Consider the following 21,319-nt stretch of genomic DNA (forward strand, 5'->3'; position numbering starts at 1 on the left):
GTCTCCTCATAACAAGCAAGCGCTCATTATCGAATATAATATTATACGCTGAAAGAAACTACATATGTCTATCATTTTTACACAACAACGTTCTGTTTGATTGACAAGCGCCTCGATGATCAATCCATTAGCATCATAACTCAAGATGCAGGGATGCGGAAAATATCTTGGATTTGGGCAATGAACGCGCAGAGAACGAGTTTTCTTTGCGCTTTTTTTCGGGTTACATCTTGTTAAGTCTATGGACATCATCACCATCTGGATGTTAGATATAAGATAAATATTCGTGCTATTTATCTATTAAAATGAAGATGGTAACGCTACTGAACTTATTATCTTATGGGGCGGAAGCCTTAAAACCATAAGTCTTCTGTATAAGAAGGGTTCCCGTGGAGATTTTGGGCCGCTAGATGCGGCAATGAAAAATCTACCGGGGGAAGCAGAAATATTGATGGGCTGCCTATAAATGTTGTTTCATTACATCTAGTGCCGCCAATGACATTTGGAAAAGGAGTTGGTCTTTTATATTTTTAGGATCTAGTTGAGTTAATTCCTGAATCATTTTTAAACGATACCTGACAGTATTCTTATGGATGTATAATGCATCCGCGGTACTATCAAAATTCGCGTTGTGAGCTAAAAATGTTTTTAAAGTTTCTAATAGATCACTGTTTTTTTCTTTATCATATTTGATTATGTTTACCAAACAATCTTCAACGAGTTTTTTTGCTTCATCACTCGGATTATGGGAAAAAAGGAACCGCTCAACATTTAATTCGGAAAAGGTACGGACATACAGCTGATTCACTTTCTTTTGATTAAAATCTTCAGGTATGTTGGCATAGGCTACTTTTAAAGCCAACAAGGCTTCATTATAACTCGCTGCTAAATTTTCAATAGGATGTAATCTTCCAATTCCACCATAAAAAGAGGTTGAATTTATTTTTTTGACTAATTTGTTTAAATGATGAATAAGATCTTGTTGATATTTCTTTGGAATGAGTAATGTAAAAAAATTATGTTTATCAAAGCCTATAAGTGATCCTGGCGATAACCATTTTAACTCATAGTCGATCATTTCTAGAATAGTTTCTTTCTTTTGCCATGTGGCCAGGTTTTTAGACTTGTTGGATACATATTTTTCTTTCACATCAAAATCCAACAATACTACATGATAGTGACTTTCGAGATTCCATTTGACCTCTTCTGCCCGTCTGGATAATACTTCGTGTGATTCAAATCCTTCAGATAACAACATGTTTAAAAAATCATTTCTAAAACGTTGAAAAACTAAAGATACGCTTCTCATGCGTTCTATTTCTAATGCTAATATAACAGCGGTTTGCTCTAGAGCTGCTTTTTGCCATGTGTGAAGATGAGTATGTACTCCCCATAGGAATACGCCCCCTTCTAATTGATCTGAATTGTATACCCACCTGACAGTAAATTTGTTTCCTTGCCAATTCAATCTCTGGATTGGCCGCTCCTGTACACAAGACAACGCCGATATCATACTTTCAATTTCATCCGCCGAAAAAAAGCTGTGATGTACGTCAATTTTTTGATGAGCGTTTCTAACGTAGATGGTAACCGGTTTGTTTAAAATCTTATTGAGTAATTGGGCAAGATCCTGTAAGTCACCTTGCATCTTTAGATGGTGATGGAACATCTCGTAAACAGTGTGATTCATTTCTAATTCATTTTGATGTTGTTTATTGATTTGGGTAACAATGGGCATAATAATCTCTGACCAAGAGACATTATGCGGTAAAGAAATAACCGGAAAGTTATTGTCGTTGGCATAAGAAAGGGCCTCTTTTGGAAAGGACGGGATGTAACGCCCCAGCTTTATTCCTAAACCCGAGCATTCTTTCTCAATAAGCGCATGTAGTAACTTCATGATTCCCGCTTCCCAATGCATATTACTTGTAAAAGGATATCCTGTTGTGATGATGAAATCCCCTTTCGAACACCACTTATAACCATCGGGTGCATCAATGATGGTAGCATGAAGTACTCTATTGTTTAACCCCTTTTTTCCGGCAAGAATTTCTGAATCTTTTAGTACATCTAATTGGTTAACATCATTAATATTCATCACTCACCACTCCTCTCCGAATATGTCAAATTCAAATACCATTTCGGCCTTAGTTTTATAGATTACTAATATCGGGTTAATTTTGAAATATTTAGAATAGGCCTTTGACTCAATTCCCTTTATTTGTTCGTATATACAAAGTAGTTCACTATTCTTTGTGCTTATTTCCAAATGTTACTATGCTAATATTGTATAACAGTTAGAAACAATAGAAACGTTTAAAATGAAAAAGTTTTTTAAATACAGGAGATGTATTTCACAAAATAATGATAGGCGGTTGATCTGATGGTAAATCAAGAAAGGGCTATCAAATTTTTGCAAAAGCTAATCAAAATAAAAAGTGTCAACCCTCCTGGAAACGAGCTTGGGGTTGCCAAGGCAATCGTTGAGCATGCCGCAAAAGCAGATTTGCAAACTGAAATTAAAGCGCTTTCTTCAAGTCGGGCAAATGTGATTGTTCGTTTAAAGGGGAATGGTTCAAAACATCGTTCTTTACTATTTAGTGGACATCTTGACACTGTGCCTGTAGGAGAAACTGAATGGAAGCATTCACCGTTTTCCGGCAGTCTCATAAATGGAAAAATCTTTGGGCGAGGCTCTTGTGATATGAAAAGTGGTGTTGCCGCGTTAATAGAAGCAATGATTACTTTGAAGGAAACAAGGACAAGTCTGGATCATGATGTGGTTTTTGTCGGGACTGCGGGTGAGGAGGTCGATTGTATAGGTGCTTCAATGATGGTTAATGATGAAGCACTTAAAAATGCTGGGGCCATGGTTATAGCAGAGCCTAGTAATGGAAAGGTTTTCACGGCTCATAAAGGGGCTTTATGGATTGAAATTAAATTATTTGGTAAAACAGCCCACGGTTCCATGCCCCATGAAGGTATAAATGCTATTGTTCATATGAGTGAACTGATAGAAAGACTGAAACATTTTTCTTTTTCATACGAAAAAGAACATAAGTTATTAGGAAAGCCGACACTCACTATCAGTACTGTCAATGGGGGAATAAAGACAAACTTAGTGCCAGATCAATGTAAAGTGACGATTGATATACGAACAATCCCTGAAATAAAGCATGGCAACATCATAAAAGACATCAAGGAAATCCTGAAAGATCTTGAAATGAAAATTGCCCACTTCAAAGCTGAGTTAAAGATCATAAATGATTTGCCGGCGCTGGAAAACGAAAGGGATAGCGATTTTGTTTCATTAGCTTTGGAACTTAATAAAGAATTGAACAAAATAGAAGCAGAAGAAAAAGGCGCAAATTATTATACGGATGCATCAGTCTTTTTTCCCGCTTTAAAAATCCCGACGATTATCTATGGACCGGGTGATGAGAAGCTGGCACATCAATCTGATGAATATGTCGAGGTAAAAAAATATATAAGGGCTATCCAATACTATGCGGAAATAGCTAAAAGGTTTTAAATGAAAGGAGGTGGTTACTGAGACCGTTCGATCATCCATTTTACATACAATTACGCAATCTCTTTTAACAAGACCACCACATGATAGGGAGGAATTCACATGAGTGCCAACAAATTGACAGAGTTCATGGCTAAAACAAAATTGATAACTGGCTCGGGTTGTGTAAAACAACTCAAAGATGAAGTGAACAACAGAGAATACAATACGATGTTAATTGTCACCGACAAAGGAATAAGAAACTCTGGAATTCTTGAAAAAATTGAAACTATATTACAATCTACCTCTATAGAAACGCTGATCTATGATGAGGTTAAACCAAACCCCACAGTAACAGCTACTAATGAGGCATATATATTATTTAAAGATAAAGGGATTAAAAGTATTTTAGCTGTGGGCGGCGGAAGTGTGATAGATAGCGCAAAGGCGCTTGCCGTATTATTTGCAAATGGCGGTTCCATTGCCGATTATTTTGGCTTTGATATATATGGCAATGACCCCATCCCTCTATTTGCTATTCCCACTACAGTAGGGACTGGAAGTGAAGGGGGGCATGCAGCCGTTATAACGGAAGATCATGTAGAGCTAAAAACAAAAAAGCTTGTTTTTGGGGAAACGTTGTTTCCCAAGGTGGCGTTTTTAGATGGCGAGCTATTACAAGGTATGCCTGGTTCACTTGTGGCATCAACAGGGATGGATGCTTTAACACACGCAATAGAAGGTTATGTGTCAAGAAATGGATCAGTCATTACAGATGCGCTTAATCTTCATGCGGTACGGGTGATTGGAGCGTCCATTCTCGAAGCGGTTGGCAATACGGAAAATGTAGAGGCAATGAATAAAATGGTTCAAGCTAGTTGTTCAACAGGAATAGGCATGGCAAATGGCGGTCTCGGTTTGGTTCATGGGATCTCACATGCCATTGGTGCGCAGTATGACGCTCCACATGGAATTGTAAATGCCATTCTTCTTCCATATGTTTTAGAGTTTAACTGGATTGCCGATCCTTATAAATTTGCGCAAATTGGTGAGGCTTTACGTGTTAATACATGGGGAATGACGGTTGAAGATGCCGCGAAAGCAGCTGTGGAAAAGGTAAAAGAATTGACACGGGAAGTGGGGATTCCTGACAAGTTAAGCGCAATTGGGGTAGATAAACAGAATATAGATGTGTTAACGGATATTGCCTGTAAAGATGAGCTTTATATGATACCTAATCCACGCAAAGCGACTCGTCAGGATATATATAACATTTTAGAAGCGGCAATTTAATTCTTATCTAAAAAAGGAGGTTTTAAAGTGACACAAACAATACAAATTTCAAATAAAGTGGCGGCGTTTTTAAAGGGCACGAAAAAATTGTTTATAAATGGGGAGTTTGTAGAATCAAGCTCCGGTAAAACTTTTGAAACGTATAATCCGGCAAATGGCGAAGTCCTGGCATATGTCAGTGAAGCACAAGCTGAAGATGTCGATAAAGCAGTCACTGCCGCTAAAAGAGCGTTTGAAGAAGGGCCTTGGTCCAGAATGAGCGCAGCGGATCGTGGCAGGCTCATGTATAAACTTGCTGAATTAATAGAAAAAAATAAACAAGAATTAGCGGAAATCGATACGCTCGATAACGGAAAGCCCATCAATGAAGTATTAGGCAATGATATTCCCAATGCAGTTGGCCAATTTCAATATTTTTCTGGATGGGCGACAAAAATAGTCGGACAAACAATTCCGGTTTCTGGAAATTATTTCAACTACACCCGACATGAACCTGTTGGTGTCGTCGGTCAGATTATCCCATGGAATTTCCCGCTCATGATGGCTGCTTGGAAAATAGCCCCGGCATTGGCTACGGGTTGTACGGTTGTTTTAAAGCCAGCCGAACAAACGCCACTTTCCGCTCTTTATCTAGCCCAATTGGCCGCTGAAGCCGGTTTTCCGGAAGGGGTCATCAATATCGTTCCTGGTTTCGGTGAGGTAGCGGGAGATGCATTGGTCAAACATCCTGATGTAGACAAAATTGCCTTTACAGGCTCCACCAGCGTCGGAAAGGCCATCATGAGAGAAGCGGCAAATACAATGAAACGGGTAACACTTGAACTCGGTGGAAAGTCTCCCAATATTATTTTGCCAGATGCCGATTTGTCAAAAGCGGCTCCCGGCGTTTTCTCGGGTATTATGGCGAACCAAGGTGAAGTGTGTAGTGCCGGGTCCAGGGTTTATATTCAGAAGAAAGTGTATGATCATGTATTATCCGATTTAATCAATTATGCTGAAAACGTGAAGCAAGGCAGTGGATTATCGACCGATACTGATATGGGGCCGCTCGTTTCGAAAGAGCAGCAAAACCGTGTTGTTGATTATATCAATAAAGGCAATGAAGAAGGAGCAAAAATGCTTTGCGGCGGCGGGCATACTGAAAAGGGGTATTTTGTAGAGCCCACTATTTTCACGAATGTTGATGAAGAAATGTCCATTGCGAGAGAAGAGATTTTTGGACCGGTGGTCGTTGCAATGCCGTATGAAAGTCTAGATGAAATCATTGAACGTGCCAACAATTCCAATTTCGGTTTGGCCGCGGGGTTATGGACGGAAAACCTAAAGAATGCGCATTATGTTGCCAATCGGCTAAAAGCAGGGTCCGTATGGGTTAATTGTTACAATATAACGGATCCCGCCTCGCCATTTGGCGGGTATAAAGAATCCGGATTTGGACGGGAAATGGGCTCCTATGCGTTACAAAATTACACAGAGGTCAAAAGCGTTTGGATCAATTTGGATTGATCTGTTCAAATAAGGAGGAGACTGGGACAAAACCAAATACGAAATAGCAAAGGGGCCGGGATACAAGGTTCGTAAAATCTTGAGAATAAAGCCGCGTGAAATCAAGGTTTTTAAACTTGATTCATGCGGTTTATTGCATTTTTACAGGGTTTTGTCCCGGCCTTAAATGTGTTAAAAAAATCCCTATTATTGCTACGTCAACCTATTTCGCTTTCCGCAGGTCTCTTCAGCTTCCTCGGAAAACAAAGGTCGCTTTCCTGCGGGATCTTCAGCTCGAGCTATTCCCGCAGGAGTCTCCTTATTTTGACTACGCTAAAAGCTTGCGTATGATACACTGGGACAATTTCCCAGCATGTAAGGTGCCGTAAGACTCCTACTTCAAGACCTGAGTTGACACAAAAGGTCTAAGTGTGAGAAAACGGCACCTAAATGCCCGATCGGTTCAACTAACATTCAGTAGGAGATGGAAGAAAACGCCAACTGAATGAAGTTTCACTGTATTGTTTGTTTTTTCATTAGCTGATTTAGTTGTGTCCCAGCCTCACGGTTTCTTGTAAAAAGGATGCCATTACGTCAGGTGGACTTCATTTTCATCCTTCACTTTAAACTTCAAGGTTGCTTTCTATTTTTTTCAATAGCTCCCTTTTACTTGCTCCGGGATTATTACTTTTGCGATAGGGTCCTATTTTCGGGATTCGTCAACGGCATTGCGTTTTGATTCATCGTCAGCACTAATCACTTCAATGTCCCATTTTGTTTGCTGATAAGGTTCGTGGACCCAGTTGGTGAATAGATTCGTTTTTAAGTTCAGTGAATCCTCTAAAGCTTGGACAATATGATCCTCTCGAATATCCTGTCCCATGTTCGTTTTGTAAAGGGTGTTCAAAAAATAGTTGAACTTTTCCTCGCCAACTTTATCACGCAAAGTCAAAAACATATCTGCAGAACGCGCATACCAGGAATCATAAAACTCTTGTTTATTTTTAAAACCGTACATCCCGGCAGCCATTGTTTGAAGAGGTGAATTTTTCACGAGAAGCTGATTTCTTTGGCGATATTGATCCCTTAGTTGTTTTCCGGCGGATTTGGAATAGCGGTTTTCCAAATATAAGACAACACTGAGTTCTGCCAAACCTTCATCGATCCATCCCTCTTTTATTTCATTTACACCTACAGCGTTATACCACCATAGATGGCCAATTTCGTGGGGCAGCCAGTGTTCAATCTCATTGTTGGCATACATATCTTTGGAGAAGATGGCTACATTTGGATACTCCAGTGCGAAATTGGTGCCATGGCCTGTTTCAACGATGGCGATGTTGGAATAGGGAAGCTGACCGTATAATGATTGAAAAAGCGGGAAGGAAAAGCGCACGATATCAACGACTTCGGAAAATTTTTCCTCGTCTGTCAAGGCGATTGTCACGGTTGTGTTCCCCTTAAATTGTAAAGTTTGTTGTGTGTAATTTTTACTCCCGGCCAAAGCAAAATTGCGGACGTTTTTTACTTTCCAGGTTGTTTTTCTTTTGTTCTCTATGATTGTATCGGATGTTAAGTCCCCTGATGTTACCCACTTAATGGACGGTGAACTGGACCATTCAACGACATAGTCGGCATAGTTGAATAAAAAAGGGTCACCCATGCCGATGGGATCTGGTCTCGTCATCCAATTTTGCTGCTCGTCCAAAACACCGAGCATCGGATACCAAGTGGTGATCAACCATACATCCTCTTTATACCCGAAACGGGTTCCTTCGCGGGGGACAGGTGTGATAAACTCGATGGAAAAGGTAAGTTCTTTTTCTTCTTTAGGGTTTTGTATCAATAATTGTTTTTTGTCATAGGAAAAAGTAACTTCTCTCCCATTTAAAACGACTTTGTTGATTTTCATAGGTGACCACGAATATGAATACGTATAAAAAGTGATGAAGTCGGTACCCGGATTCTCAATCGTAACGTTCATTTGTCCGTCAATTTCATAGCTGTTTTCATTTAAATCAGCCTTGATATAGTATGTGGGTTTGCTTTCTTTTGTTATCTCTTTGTCATTGGAAATGTCGTTTTCTGACGCACTGTTACTCGTTTGCAACCAATTGCCGAGGTTGAATGTGACGGCCAGTTCCTGTCCTAGATCTTCAACAAGTTTTACAGCTCTGTCCAACATAAGAAGCGCCTTCATTTGCGGAAAAAAATAGGTCAGAATGATCGTGTAGGTGATCGTCATCATCGTTACGATAAAAATGTTTTTCATGTGTCGTTTCATTTATATAAACTGCTCCATTTTTTCTTCTCATTAATCTAGTTATTACGGTTTTTTAAGGATCATTTTTCATTAGACGAATGGTATTGTAATCGGAAACATCCAAGTATAGATGGGTCCCATTCGAGATATTAAGCAATTTTCTAAGCTCCATAGGTATCGTAACTTTATCATTTGCAAAGAGGCACTGATTTAACGTATCGTCCTCATGATCTTTTTCAATATAGATGCACTTTTGCGATTCATATATATATAGATAATGTCCTTCCAATAGATTTAACTCGTTTTGGACTTTTTTGGGTATTCGTATTTGACCATTTTTAGTTATTTTGGTGTACATTAGTAACACTAACCCCTTTTTAGCATGTTGTATCATAAAAGCTTTCTGCTGACGCTTAAAAAAATACGAACTTATTAGATGAATCTGCAAGCGGTTTGTAAATCGGGCTTTTCGGTTGTATGCCCATTATACAAAAGAATTCTGAAGAAATTTTGCAGATCCCATTTCTTTGAAACTTCGTGAATAAATTGTCTGACCGCAAGTCAAAAATGGACTTTTCTATTTGATTGAATTATATTTTTGTTGAATCTACTCTTCATTGTCATTTGTCGGCAAGAATTTCAATTTTTACACTAGGAATTGATGAAAATATGGAGCATGTGGTGACGGAATGGTTTCCTGAACATCAATGGATGGCAGTGATCATAAGTATCTGCCTTAATATGATTATAGCAATCTCGGGAATTCTTCCAAGTGCCCCGGTGACTGCTGGAAATATCATTTTCTTCGGTTTTAAGACAGGGTTGCTTATTTCCATTATCGGGGAGGCGGCGGGGGCTGTTGTCAGCTTTTTGCTCTACCGCAAAGGTATTCGTACATGGTTTGCGCGAAATAAAGTAAAGAACAGATTTTTGAACAAGCTAAAACATACCCATGGGGTGGAAGCCGCTATTCTCGTCATCATGTTGCGAATATTGCCATTCGTCCCTTCAGGTGCTGTTACGCTAGCCGCCGCCTATAGTCAAATGCGTTTACTTTCTTTCAGCATTGCCAGCACATTGGGAAAAATCCCCTCACTGTACATAGAAGCTTATTCAGTGGATCGTGTACTTACCTTAACAGTTGGATGGCAGATTGGCATTGTTTTCGCCATGATTTTTATCTTCATCGTTTACAGGCATTGGAAACAAAAACGGGCCGACTGAAAGCACGTCATCTGTTTAGTTTTTTTGATGAAAACAAATAGATGAATTGTGCCAGATCATTTTCAAAAACAGCAGTTTTTCCATGTAATTGTGCCAGTATGAAGATCAATAAAAAACCAACATAACAAAACCGAGATGGTCTGTACCAGGTTCCCTCGAGTAAATCCTATTCAACCGCAATGGAGAGATCAGCAAGCGCACCATGGTTCAACAGTTTCCATCTTTTATGAGCTTGAGCCTGATCCAGCGCTTTGCATAGATTGCGTTGCGGCTATCTTCAATGAGCGCTTGGATTGAGACTTTTGCGGGACCAGCTTAGTCTTATCGATCACCGTCTCACTCTATATGAGTGGGTGAATTAATGGTATTTCTATTTTCTTCTGCTGATCCTACACCATGTCGCACTCTGTACAAGGCTCCTTCCCCAGATTTTATTCGTTACATCAGCTGTTTTACGAGCAATATGTTTGTGGAACATCACTGACTGAAAATGTTTGGTAAAGTCTATCATACCAGATTTATAATTGCTTCTTCACAGGTTGGCTATGCGTTAGCCGCCCCGCAAATGTTCATCAAGCTATTGAACCTTCGATTTTAAGCTTCGGGTTGCGCCCATTTTCCCTTTCAACATTGAATAGTCTAATGGAAAAAGATGAAGAAATGATGAAGATATCATTTCGAATCACAAAGAAATAACAGCAAATCGTTCAGATGGATGTGAGGATTGTCACACTTTATTGCTCCATTTTCAACTATTTTATGTCTTTTAAGTTAACTGCATAGTTTCTTCACATTCATACCTTATCTTAATGGTGCGTATATCCAAAAAACCTGGGGAGGATGTGTACATTTTTTGGAACAAGTGAACCTGTTTCTGGCATTTGGCGCGGGCTTTTTATCTTTTATATCACCTTGTGCGCTCCCTTTATATCCAGCTTTCCTTTCTTATATTACAGGAATGACAGTGAGCGAATTAAAAAGCGGACAGGCAATTTTAAGAAAAAAAGCGTTTATTCATACGATCCTATTTTTAGTTGGTTTTTCCATTATCTTTTTAGCGCTTGGGCTGTCCACATCTTTTATAGGAGCTTTTTTTGCAAAATATCAAGATCTTTTAAGGGAATTAGGCGCCATACTAATGGTGTTTTTTGGGCTGGTTCTTGCCGGTGTGCTCCGCTTTCAATTTTTGCAAGCGGATAAAAAATTTCAGTTTCGCAATCGTCCTTCGGGTTATTTGGGATCGGTGTTGATCGGAATTGGATTTGCCGCAGGCTGGACTCCCTGTACAGGGCCGATTTTAGCCGGAGTGATCGCTCTTGGTATAGCAAACCCGGGTATGGGACTTCTTTATATGGCGTTTTATGTGCTTGGTTTTTCTATCCCGTTTCTCATCATGGCCTTTTTCATCGATAAAATGACTTTTTTAAAAAAACACGGAAATCGTTTCATGATGTTTGGGGGAATATTAATGGTTTTGATGGGGATTCTCCTATATTTTGATTGGATGACCGTCATTATTTCATTGTTGGTTCCTTTGTTCGGCGGTTTTACAGGATTTTAGGATTCGTCATAACGAACATGGCTTAAAGAGGAGGTAAAAGATGAAGAAAAAGAAACGGCTCGTCATGCGAAGTATCATACTGGTCATTATGTTGGCGGCTATCGTCTACACACTCTATGCAAATTTCACCAAGGAAACGAGAGGGGAGATGGCGGTAGGGGAGCAAGCGCCGGACTTTATCCTTTCTGATATGGATGGCAATGAACATAGATTATCAGACTATAGAGGCCAGGGAGTGTTTTTGAACTTTTGGGGTACATGGTGCAAGCCGTGTGAAAGAGAGATGCCTTATATGAACAATCAATATGAAGTGTACAAAGATCAAGGGGTAGAAATATTGGCGGTAAACGTGGGTGAGCCCGAGTTTGTCATCAATAAATTTATCCAAAAGCATGGTTTGAACTTTCCCATTTTGAAAGATACGAACAAAGAAGTTTTGAATCTTTACGGTGTCACTCCTTTGCCTACTACCATGCTGATTGATCCTGAAGGCAAGATCACCGCAATAGAAACAGGAGAACTGTCAGAAGCAAAAATTAAAGGAATGATGGAGAGCATTAAGCCTCAATAAGGAGGTGATGAAATTTTGGATAAAATAAAATGTGTGTGCGGGCATGTGAATCCGAACGGAACCGTTTTATGTGAAGCATGCGGACGGGCTTTGGCCGAAGAAGCTAAAAGTCAAAGGCTCCATGATATGCGCTATGAAGGAAGTGCCCGCAGATCGCAGACTTATAACAGAACCATTGTTGATAAAATCTGGACATTCTTTTCTTCGGTAAAAGTGGGTGTGTGGTTAATCGTCATTACGTTACTGGCTTCGGCTCTTGGAACCATTTTGCCGCAGGCCATGTACATTCCGCCGTTTGCCGATCCCGCCGTTTATTATGAAGAGCAATATGGAATGGCTGGAAAGGTTTTTTATCAGTTGGGCTTCCACGATTTATATAGTTCTTGGTGGTATCTGCTTCTGATTGCCTCTATCGGCGTTTCACTGGTGATTTGTAGCCTGGATCGTGTCATTCCGCTATATAGGGCTTTAAACAACCAGCGTGTGAGCCGGCATGAAAGCTTCTTAAAAAGGCAAAGGCTTTTCAACCGTGGAGTTGCGGCCCAGGCTGATCAAGATTTTGAGCTCATGAAACAAAAGCTGAAACAGAAAAAATACCGTATTCGGGAAGAAAACGGGAATATCCTGGCTGAAAAAGGTCGTTTTTCCCGTTGGGGACCTTATGTAAACCATATCGGATTGATTATTTTTTTAATCGGGGGCATGCTTCGCTTTGTTCCCGGCATGTATGTGGATGAAGTGCTGTGGCTTCGGGATGGGGAAAGAAAAACCATTCCGGGCACTGATGAAAAATACGTACTGGAAAGCAAGGGGTTTAAAAGGGAACTATACGATAAGGAAACCGATAGAGAGGAATTTCGGGAAGCGCTCGATCGGGTAGGTGGTGTCATTAAAAATTTCCAAACCGATGTCATTTTATATGAGCGGGATTCAAATAAAACAGTGGGTGCTGATGAAAACCTCACAAAGTTGCAGGAAGCAAAAATTCGTGTGAATGAGCCTTTAAAGTTTGACAAATTTGGCGTTTATCAAGTCGATTATAAACTTGACGAGTTTAAAAGCATGTCATTTAGTTTCCTGGACAAAAAAACGGAGAGTTCCAAAGGCGAATTGGCCATTGATTTGTTTGACCCGAAGGATATATACGATCTAGGCAACGGCTATCAAGTAGAACTGTTGGGCTTTTATCCCGATTTTACAGGTTTTGCCGATAACGGCGAGCCGCAAAATAATTCGCCTGTTCCCAATAATCCCGCTTTTTTATTTAACATGATTTCGCCGGAACATCCCGATGGAGAAGTTAGTTTTACCGCTATTCGCCAAACCATTGAGCCGCTTGGAGAAACCGACTATAAAATGGCGTTTTCAGGGATTACAACCCGCAATGCCACTGCGCTTGTGATTCGAAAAGATCTCACTCTCTGGGTTGTGGGAGTTGGCGGTTTGATTTTTATGATTGGTGTGATCCAGGGTTCCTATTGGAATCATCGCCGCATCTGGTTGCAAAAGCATGAGGGAGAAGTGCTGATTGCTGCTCACACCAATAAAAATTGGTACGGGCTAAAAAGAGAAATTGCCGGTATTATCAATGGAACGTCAATACCTGAACCACTAGACCAGCACACGGGAGGGAGAAAATAAATGTTAAATTTTATACAAATAAGCAGTAGTTTGTTATATGCCGCATTTGTACTGTATTTAATTGCTGTGCTATTCTTCTCTGGAGCGATTAGGGAAAAAGGAAAAGAAGAGATATCATCTCATAAAAATCGTTGGGGGAAAATAGGGATTGCATTGGCTATTGCCGGTTTCATTTCGCAAATTTTCTCCTTCGTCACGCGCTGGATCGCGGGAGGGCATGCCCCAATCAGTAATATGTTTGAGTTTATCAGTTTTTTTGGAATGATGATTGTAGGGGCTTTTATTCTCATATATTTTATCTATAAAATAAATGTGTTGGGGATTTTTGCTTTATCCGTAGCCGCTATATTAATAGCCTATGGAAGCATGTTTCCCCGTGAAATCAACCCTCTCATTCCCGCATTGCAAAGCGATTGGCTGTTTATTCATGTATCGACAACCGCAACCGGACAAGCGATACTTGCTATCAGTTTTGTGGCAGGCTTGATCTATTTGCTCAAGGCAATCAACCCCGCGGTAAAAGACAAACGATCATTTATGCTGGAAGTGATCATGTTTGGTGTTATTTGTGTGATTGGTTTTATTGCTGTCACATCCTCTTTTGCAATCGCCGACTACAAGGCTGAATTTAACTGGGTAGACAAAGAAGGTAATGAAAAAGTCATGAAATACCAATTGCCTGCACTTGTAGGGCCAAACGAGGGGACTATGTCGACTCCGGACCGCTTCAGCCCGATTGTTGAAATGCCGGCCATCATCCATGCGAGAAAGCTAAATACGGTCATTTGGACCTTGCTTTCAGGGACAGTCTTTTATACGGCCATACGGCTTCTCACTAGAAAGCGAATAAGCCAAATTCTTCATCCGGTGGTCAGAAAGGTAAACTTGGATCTGATGGATGAAATCAGCTATAGATCTGTCTTGATCGGTTTTCCGGTGTTTTCTCTTGGCGGGCTAATATTCGCGATGATCTGGGCCCAGATTGCTTGGACACGTTTTTGGGGATGGGATCCCAAAGAGGTATGGGCGCTTATTACCTTTTTGTTTTATGCGGCATTTCTTCATTTGCGTCTTTCAAGGGGCTGGCACGGGGAGAAAACGGCATGGCTTGCGGTCATTGGGTTTGTCATTATTATTTTTAATCTCATCGTTGTCAATCTAGTGATCGCCGGATTACATTCTTATGCCTGATAAAATGAAGCAACTTTGACAGGAATCATGAAATCCATCAGTAACTGAGGTTGATCCATATGTATCAAGAAATCAGCAAAATAAGCCAATTATTAAGTGAGCCTTTCATGTCACTGTATCACGGAGCGGAAGCACCTATTGTGGCCGCCTTTGTGCTCGGTTTAATAGGCGCTCTGGCTCCTTGCCAACTAACTGGAAATATTGGCGCGATTACACTTTATGGAAATCGGAGCCTGCAACATTCTCGTTACTGGGGCGATGTTATTTTTTTTATCCTTGGCAAGATTGTAGTGTTTAGCGGGCTGGGATTATTTGTATGGTTGGCGGGACGGAGCTTTGAAGAAAATCTCATCATATTATTTCCTTTTTTCCGCAAAGTGATCGGACCGTTCCTTATCTTGCTTGGTCTTTTCTTAATGGGGGTTATTCAACTAAACATCATCAATAGACTGGCGAGTAAAATACCGTTAAAACTGCGCAGTGGAAAAATAGGCTCCTTTTTAATGGGCGCAAGCTTCTCTATTGCTTTTTGTCCGACCATGTTTGTCATATTTTTCGTTACTCTTATGCCGATTGTTTTGGCTTCTTCATACGGAATGATTCTTCCCACAGTGTTCGGAATTGGGACTTCCATCCCCGTGCTTGTCGTAATGGGGATGACTTCTTTCCTTGGCTTAAGTGGCTCCCTGCTGAAACGAAGTAAAAAAATGGGGCTCTGGGTTCAACGGGTAGCGGGAGTCATACTCATATTACTCGGTTTATTCGATACCATAACATATTGGTTGTAATGTGGCCCCTTATTTGTGTAAACTTTTCCAGCAAGTCGATTGAAGAAAACAGGCATCGTTTGATGTGTAGTTTCAGTAACAGCTTAGAGGGGTGTAAATGTGTTTAAATTCAGTCTATTTCGAGAGGTCACAATAAAATAAAGCTTTACTTAAAAGCTTTATATCAGAATGAATGAGCGCCTTTATATGAGGGTCCCCGCATTTGTAGTAATCTTCCATTAATCGTTTAAGTTCGTAACAAACAAGTTGTATTGGCATATATCAGTAGCTGTCCTTTCTGTTCGATGATAAAAATGAAATGGGGAAGATGTTTTAAATGGGGACATTTCTGCTCGTCTGTTGTTGGAAGTATTGTCCGTGTCGCTTCATGAAACAGGAGAGCATATGCTATTTCTTATAACAAATGCTCTCCTTTCCCCATTTATGCATTAAGAAGCCATTTTTCGACATTCTTCCGCACATTTAAAGCAAGCTTCTGCACATCTTTGACAGTGGTCGTGATCATGCTTTTGACACTCATTTCCGCAAGCTTCGCAAATCTCCGCGCACAATTGGCAAATTTGTTTTGCGAATGGGCTGCCAGACTGCATCGCCTTGGCTGCAAAAGCACATATATCTGCACATTCCCGATCCATACGAATACAGTCAGCCATTTTGGCTATGTCCTCTTCTCGTAAGCAAGCATCATAACAGGTGTTGCACGCCTCCATGCACTCCAGGCAAGCTTGGATACATTGTTCATACATTTGGTTATTCACCAAATCATCCTTCCTTTTGAGGTATTCATTTTTTATTTTCCCCTTGGAAGATTTGAATAAACTGCAAAAAAAATGCATATTTTCCTGTTTTCTTCATCAACTCTTTTTGAATGTACCCGTTAACCCCATATACCCTCAATAGGTATGAAGTTAAACCTGAAGGAGAGGACACAGCATGGAAATAATTTTTTTTACATTCGTTTCTTGAAAAAATGTAATGGCAAGAATTTCAAACGATGGCTGGCTATCTTTGCCGCCGTAAAATCGTCAGTTGGCAAAGAGAAATACGGATCTTGCTTTAAGTTAAGTAAGACGGAGTTTTAGATGAAGTGCCTTCCATTTGAATGTTTATGTTTCACAATTAGCCAAATATAAAGAAAAACATAAAAATATGAGCCCGGTACAATACCGAACTCATACAAGCAAGCTGTCTTTTCGTCCATTTCATTAACGGAACAATTTAAAAGCTTTTTCTAATGGCCCCCGTGTCCGCCGCCGCTCGCATTTGTAATTTCCAATTTCTCATCAATGATTCCCTGGGTCTTGAACGAAATTTGATCAAAAGTTCCCGTCATAAAGGCATGGTTGAATGGTCCGTCTTGAGGGTTATTTGTAAATGTCGGGCGGATGGTTGCCAAAAACTTGTAAATATCCTCATGAAGCTTACCATTTTCGAGCCAAATGAGCGGTGCGTGTTTGCCTAAATGTGAAAACGGGGCAGCGGCAATGGCCAATTCCGGGGTTTTCGTCGATACAAAGGAAAGACCGTGTCCAGGCTCATTCATCCCCCAGCCAAAACCAGTGTCTTCATCTTTAAATTGAGCAAAGGAAATAGCATTGGAAACCGGGTCTTCACCCGCGATTCTTGTTACTGTCCCAATCTCGCCAAGTTGATCTTCTACCTTTTTTGAAATCACTGATTCCGGCCCCAAAATATACATATTCGGTTTCTTTTTCCTTACTTCTAGAGCAGCAAGGGTCGCTTCAGGAATGTCGTCCTTGTTCACAAATAAAACAGGCTCCGGCATATGCGCAATCCAGTTAACGGCGGGAAGTGAAAATAACTTGGCCTTTTCTTCAGGTGAAACGATGATCACACTCTCGGGAACTTCTCCCGCCACTTCGGCATACACCCGGTCAATATCGGCCGCGAATTTTGCGGGATCACTTCCTTCTATATGTTGTACTTTATACTCTTCAAGCTGCTTCAAGACATTTTCGGAGACGTCCCCCATGACCATTATTTGAGTTCCAGCCTCATTTCCCACAGGTCTAAGCCGTTTGATTTCATCCAGCGTCTCTTGGGGCACGGCGTCTTTCTTCGTAAATAAGACAGGACCATTATTCGGATGATGGATTAAGTCGGCACTTGCCATACTGATTTGCCACTGGCCTTCTGGAACCAAAATCACTGTCCCCGGCTGATTCTCCTTGTGTGTCGCCGGCCAAATTGTTTGAGAAACAAGAGTGGCCGCTCTGGTTGTTTGCTCCTCATTGATCCGCGTTACATTTTTTGTGCTTTCTATTTTAAGATTTGTAGACGCTTGATCGTTAAAATCGGTTGGAGGGGCAGCGAATTTTTCTTGCATTTCTTTGCTCGGTTGTTTTCCATTGTTTTGTTCCTGCTTTGTTTGCTCCTGTCCATTATTGGCCGATGTCCCATTTTGGTTGTTGTCTTGTCCGGAAGCCGCGCAACCAGAAAAAACGAGCACCCCGGCAATGATGAATAAATGGATGGGATAAAAAACTTTTTTCATCATCAAACCGCTCCTTTTAAAAGATGATCTAATAATAGAATTCCCTAAATATATGCAGAATATCTGCATTTTTCTTGACAATTTTTATGTAAGGGAATATGTAGTGCTAATTGTTCTTTTGGGAGCCATATACTTGTACAAAGTCTTGGAGATGGTTTAGATGACGACTGGGTTTATTTTACTTATTTCCGTCTTTTTCACATGTTTTTTCGGAGTGGCTGTTTGCGCTTTTTTCGCAAGAAAAAAAGTAACAGTTATGCAAGGAATGATTTTTGCCATGTCGATGGCGATGGGAATGGGATTATTTGCTGGAACGCTTCTAGGCATTGTGTTTCAAGGGCATTTATTGTTATCTACTGCCGTGGGAATGGGGGCAGGGGCACTCGCGGGCGCGCTCATCGGCTCATCTTTTTCATTTCTTGCCCTATTAGAAGGTATGCTATCGGGAGTGATGGCGGGAATGATGGGCGCCATGCTTGGAGAAATGATAGAGCCTGCAGATTGGGATAAAGCCCTTATGTTGATGTTTACATTTGCGCTATTGATCTGTTTTTTGCTGGCATATGAGATACTTCCCTTGCTGAAAGAGCAGTTTAAATGGATGCGTTATTACCAGAATCCTTTTTTGCTGTGCTTCCTATTTTTCTTGCTGTGCTTATTCCTATATACTCAAACACCTTTTATTCAGAAAGTGATTTTACCTTATCATTTCCACTGATAACAATATTTTTATAGGGCATGCGCTTGTTTACTCTGCATATTTTCTGGACATATTACGTGTAAAATGGGGTAAATAAACAGAAAGGAGAGGAAGCAGTATGGATAAAAACGACCGCGAACATTCCAACCAACAAACAGACATCCCTCATTCCGGTGATCATCACCATGACCATGCAAAGCAGCATTCTCATGCTCATGGCGGACACGGGGGAGATCAGGGCGGCCACATGGGGCACCATGACCACCATGCCCATATGGTGGAAGATTTTAAAAAGCGTTTTTATATTTCCCTGATTCTCACGATTCCGATCTTGATCTTGTCTCCTATGATCCAAATGTTTCTGGATGTCAACTGGCGCTTTGCTGGTGATATGTACATATCGTTTGCCCTGTCAACGATCGTCTTTTTCTACGGTGGCTGGCCGTTTTTAACTGGTGCGAAAGATGAAATACAAGAAAAAAGCCCAGGGATGATGACGCTCATTACGTTAGCGATTGTTGTTGCCTATGTCTACAGTTCGGCGGCGGCATTTGGCTTCGCAGAACAGGATTTTTTCTGGGAGCTGGCTACATTAATTGATATTATGCTTCTAGGCCATTGGATTGAAATGCGTTCTGTCATGGGCGCCTCCAAAGCACTGGAAGAATTGGCAAAACTAATGCCTTCGGAAGCGAGTATTATAGATCAAGACGGCAATGTAAAAGTAGTCGATATTACCGAGTTGCGCCATGGTGACCATGTATTGGTCAGGCCTGGAGAAAAAGTTCCGGTGGATGGGGAAATTATTGAAGGGAAATCAACTATCGATGAATCGATGTTGACCGGGGAATCTGTTCCAGTGGAAAAGGAAACAGGAGACGAAGCCATAGGCGGTTCGGTCAATGGAGAAGGATCTCTTATTATATCGATTAAGAAGACTGGCGAGGAAACGTATCTTTCTCAGGTGATCAAGCTTGTGAAAGAAGCGCAGGAATCCAAATCAAAAGCCCAGGATCTTGCCAACCGTGCCGCAAAATGGCTGTTTTACGGGGCGCTTCTCGCTGGATTGCTCACGTTTGTTATTTGGTTGTCACTTGGTTATTCTGTTTCTTTTGCCATCACCAGAATGGTCACCGTTCTCATCATTGCTTGTCCACATGCGCTCGGGCTTGCGGCTCCTCTCGTCGTAGCTGTCTCCACATCCATTGCTGCCAAGAAAGGATTGTTGATCAGAAACCGTGCCTCATTTGAAAATGCCCGTTTCATCGAGGCGGTTGTATTTGATAAAACAGGAACGTTGACCAGGGGAGAGTTTGGAGTGACGAATATCGCTGCTTCAAGTCCTTATGCAGAAGAAGAAGTGTTATCATTGGCTGCAGCGGTTGAAGCCCATTCAGAGCATCCCATTGCCCGCGGCATTTTGAAATCCGCAAAAGAACGACAGCTTTCGATTCCGTCTGTAAGCAACTTCCAATCCCTTACCGGTAAAGGGCTTCAGGGAGAGGTGGATGGAAAAGAAATCATGGTAGTAAGCCCTGGCTATGTGCGATCTCAAAATCTTTCCTTTGATGAAGGGCCATTTAATGAATGGTCCGCTGAAGGAAAAACGGTCGTCTTTACTTTGGTCAATGGAAAAATTGCCGGTATGATCGCACTGGCAGATATCATTCGGGATACAGCTAAAGAAGCCATTCACCAATTAAACGAATTGAATATCAAGTCGATTATGCTCACGGGCGACAATACGAAGGTGGCGCAGTACGTTGGTGCAAAACTTGGGATGGATGAAATCTTTGCGGAAGTGTTGCCTCATGAAAAGTCCGATAAAATCGTTCATATTCAGACAAAAGAAGGGTTGCGGACGGCCATGACAGGAGACGGGGTCAATGACGCACCCGCTCTTGCCAAAGCAGACTTGGGGATTGCGATTGGCACTGGAACTGATGTGGCAATTGAAACGGCAGATGTTGTCTTGGTTAAAAGCAATCCAATGGATGTTTTGAATATTATTAAACTTTCAAAAGCCACTTATCGGAAGATGTTACAAAACTTGTGGTGGGCGGCAGGTTATAATATCGTTGCTATTCCTCTTGCGGCCGGCATACTTTATCCGATGGGAATTGTGTTAAGCCCGGCGGTCGGCGCGATCCTCATGTCACTAAGTACTGTCATTGTAGCCATCAATGCCAAACTGTTGAAAATTGATTAAGTCAAAAGGGGCCGGGACTTAAGCAAATACGAAATAGCAAAGGGATCGGGACAAAACCCTGTAAAAATGAAATAAGCCGCATGGAATCAAGTTTAAAAACCTTGATTTCAGGCGGTTTTATTCTCACGATTTTTACGAATATGAATCAGCTTTCAACTTATGTACCGACCCCTATTTGTGTTAAAAAAATCCCTATCATCGCTACGTCAAAACATTTCGCTTTCCGCAGGTCTCTTCAGCTTCCTCGGAGAGCAAAGGTCGCTATCCTGCGGGATCTTCAGCTCGAACTATTCCCGCAGGAGTCTACATATGTTGACTACGCTAAAAGTTTGCGCATTATACACTAGGCCAATTTATCCCGCATGTAAGG

The 21,319-nt window shown here is 41.1% G+C and carries 16 protein-coding genes; 11 read left to right on the top strand and 5 right to left on the bottom strand.

Annotated elements, in window-relative coordinates; translation table 11 throughout:
* Positions 1-460 precede the first annotated feature (460 nt).
* Complete coding sequence (locus tag NST31_RS17905; RefSeq protein ID WP_077110191.1) at positions 461-2,098, bottom strand: PucR family transcriptional regulator; 1,638 nt, start codon at positions 2,096-2,098, stop codon at positions 461-463.
* A gap of 285 nt (positions 2,099-2,383) precedes the next feature.
* Between NST31_RS17905 and NST31_RS17910 the strand changes: the two genes are divergently transcribed.
* From NST31_RS17910 to NST31_RS17920, 3 genes are all read left to right on the top strand, one after another.
* Entirely contained in the window at positions 2,384-3,532 is a 1,149-nt protein-coding gene (locus NST31_RS17910; RefSeq protein WP_077110192.1) for a M20 family metallopeptidase, read from the top strand.
* Between the two features lie 99 nt (positions 3,533-3,631).
* Complete coding sequence (locus tag NST31_RS17915; RefSeq protein WP_339162395.1) at positions 3,632-4,801, top strand: iron-containing alcohol dehydrogenase; 1,170 nt, start codon at positions 3,632-3,634, stop codon at positions 4,799-4,801.
* A gap of 27 nt (positions 4,802-4,828) precedes the next feature.
* Positions 4,829-6,307, top strand: a complete 1,479-nt coding sequence (locus NST31_RS17920; RefSeq protein WP_339162398.1) for an aldehyde dehydrogenase family protein — start codon at positions 4,829-4,831, stop codon at positions 6,305-6,307.
* 682 nt (positions 6,308-6,989) lie between these two features.
* Here the strand turns inward: NST31_RS17920 and NST31_RS17925 are convergent.
* Together NST31_RS17925 and NST31_RS17930 are read right to left on the bottom strand one after the other, a co-directional pair.
* Positions 6,990-8,570 (bottom strand): M1 family aminopeptidase, encoded by a 1,581-nt coding sequence (locus NST31_RS17925; RefSeq protein ID WP_339162400.1) that lies wholly within the window; start codon positions 8,568-8,570, stop codon positions 6,990-6,992.
* 52 nt (positions 8,571-8,622) lie between these two features.
* Complete coding sequence (locus NST31_RS17930) at positions 8,623-8,907, bottom strand: AbrB/MazE/SpoVT family DNA-binding domain-containing protein (RefSeq protein ID WP_205178512.1); 285 nt, start codon at positions 8,905-8,907, stop codon at positions 8,623-8,625.
* Between the two features lie 323 nt (positions 8,908-9,230).
* Between NST31_RS17930 and NST31_RS17935 the strand changes: the two genes are divergently transcribed.
* The 6 genes from NST31_RS17935 to NST31_RS17960 all read left to right on the top strand — a co-directional run bounded on the left by NST31_RS17935 (position 9,231) and on the right by NST31_RS17960 (position 15,525).
* A complete protein-coding gene (locus tag NST31_RS17935; RefSeq protein WP_328799764.1) occupies positions 9,231-9,773 on the top strand; it encodes a VTT domain-containing protein in 543 nt (180 codons plus the stop codon).
* Between the two features lie 853 nt (positions 9,774-10,626).
* Positions 10,627-11,334, top strand: a complete 708-nt coding sequence (locus NST31_RS17940) for a cytochrome c biogenesis protein CcdA (protein ID WP_205178508.1) — start codon at positions 10,627-10,629, stop codon at positions 11,332-11,334.
* Between the two features lie 40 nt (positions 11,335-11,374).
* Complete coding sequence (locus tag NST31_RS17945; protein ID WP_205178506.1) at positions 11,375-11,905, top strand: thiol-disulfide oxidoreductase ResA; 531 nt, start codon at positions 11,375-11,377, stop codon at positions 11,903-11,905.
* 15 nt (positions 11,906-11,920) lie between these two features.
* Positions 11,921-13,546, top strand: coding sequence for a cytochrome c biogenesis protein ResB (locus NST31_RS17950; RefSeq protein WP_339162406.1), 1,626 nt, complete (start codon positions 11,921-11,923; stop codon positions 13,544-13,546).
* On the top strand, positions 13,547-14,737 hold the full coding sequence (gene ccsB, locus NST31_RS17955) for a c-type cytochrome biogenesis protein CcsB (RefSeq protein WP_339162408.1): 1,191 nt from the start codon (positions 13,547-13,549) through the stop codon (positions 14,735-14,737).
* A 59-nt stretch (positions 14,738-14,796) separates the two neighbouring features.
* Positions 14,797-15,525: a sulfite exporter TauE/SafE family protein gene (locus NST31_RS17960; RefSeq protein WP_205178493.1), complete on the top strand. Its 729-nt coding sequence runs from the start codon at positions 14,797-14,799 to the stop codon at positions 15,523-15,525.
* Positions 15,526-15,953: 428 nt separating this feature from the next.
* On the opposite strand, the gene NST31_RS17965 is transcribed toward NST31_RS17960, so the two are convergent.
* Entirely contained in the window at positions 15,954-16,271 is a 318-nt protein-coding gene (locus NST31_RS17965) for a four-helix bundle copper-binding protein (protein ID WP_205178550.1), read from the bottom strand.
* Between the two features lie 485 nt (positions 16,272-16,756).
* Entirely contained in the window at positions 16,757-18,040 is a 1,284-nt protein-coding gene (locus NST31_RS17970) for a cell wall-binding repeat-containing protein (protein ID WP_205178548.1), read from the bottom strand.
* A 160-nt stretch (positions 18,041-18,200) separates the two neighbouring features.
* Here NST31_RS17970 and NST31_RS17975 point away from each other — a divergent pair, with 160 nt between their 5' ends.
* Together NST31_RS17975 and NST31_RS17980 are read left to right on the top strand one after the other, a co-directional pair.
* A complete protein-coding gene (locus NST31_RS17975) occupies positions 18,201-18,758 on the top strand; it encodes a hypothetical protein (protein ID WP_339162411.1) in 558 nt (185 codons plus the stop codon).
* Positions 18,759-18,987: 229 nt separating this feature from the next.
* Entirely contained in the window at positions 18,988-20,949 is a 1,962-nt protein-coding gene (locus NST31_RS17980; RefSeq protein ID WP_236016953.1) for a copper-translocating P-type ATPase, read from the top strand.
* Positions 20,950-21,319: the final 370 nt, after the last annotated feature.

It is taken from the genome of Siminovitchia sp. FSL W7-1587 (assembly GCF_037963795.1).
GTDB lineage: Bacteria > Bacillota > Bacilli > Bacillales > Bacillaceae_C > Siminovitchia > Siminovitchia thermophila.

Bases quoted from the DNA above. Each gene is read 5' to 3' on its own strand.
- NST31_RS17905 (WP_077110191.1), bottom strand. From the start codon at position 2,098: ATGAATATTAATGATGTTAACCAATTAGATGTACTAAAAGATTCAGAA.
- NST31_RS17910 (WP_077110192.1), top strand. From the start codon at position 2,384: ATGGTAAATCAAGAAAGGGCTATCAAATTTTTGCAAAAGCTAATCAAA.
- NST31_RS17915 (WP_339162395.1), top strand. From the start codon at position 3,632: ATGAGTGCCAACAAATTGACAGAGTTCATGGCTAAAACAAAATTGATA.
- NST31_RS17925 (WP_339162400.1), bottom strand. From the start codon at position 8,570: ATGAAACGACACATGAAAAACATTTTTATCGTAACGATGATGACGATC.
- NST31_RS17930 (WP_205178512.1), bottom strand. From the start codon at position 8,907: ATGTACACCAAAATAACTAAAAATGGTCAAATACGAATACCCAAAAAA.
- NST31_RS17945 (WP_205178506.1), top strand. From the start codon at position 11,375: ATGAAGAAAAAGAAACGGCTCGTCATGCGAAGTATCATACTGGTCATT.
- ccsB (WP_339162408.1), top strand. From the start codon at position 13,547: ATGTTAAATTTTATACAAATAAGCAGTAGTTTGTTATATGCCGCATTT.
- NST31_RS17960 (WP_205178493.1), top strand. From the start codon at position 14,797: ATGTATCAAGAAATCAGCAAAATAAGCCAATTATTAAGTGAGCCTTTC.
- NST31_RS17965 (WP_205178550.1), bottom strand. From the start codon at position 16,271: ATGTATGAACAATGTATCCAAGCTTGCCTGGAGTGCATGGAGGCGTGC.
- NST31_RS17970 (WP_205178548.1), bottom strand. From the start codon at position 18,040: ATGAAAAAAGTTTTTTATCCCATCCATTTATTCATCATTGCCGGGGTG.
- NST31_RS17975 (WP_339162411.1), top strand. From the start codon at position 18,201: ATGACGACTGGGTTTATTTTACTTATTTCCGTCTTTTTCACATGTTTT.
- NST31_RS17980 (WP_236016953.1), top strand. From the start codon at position 18,988: ATGGGGCACCATGACCACCATGCCCATATGGTGGAAGATTTTAAAAAG.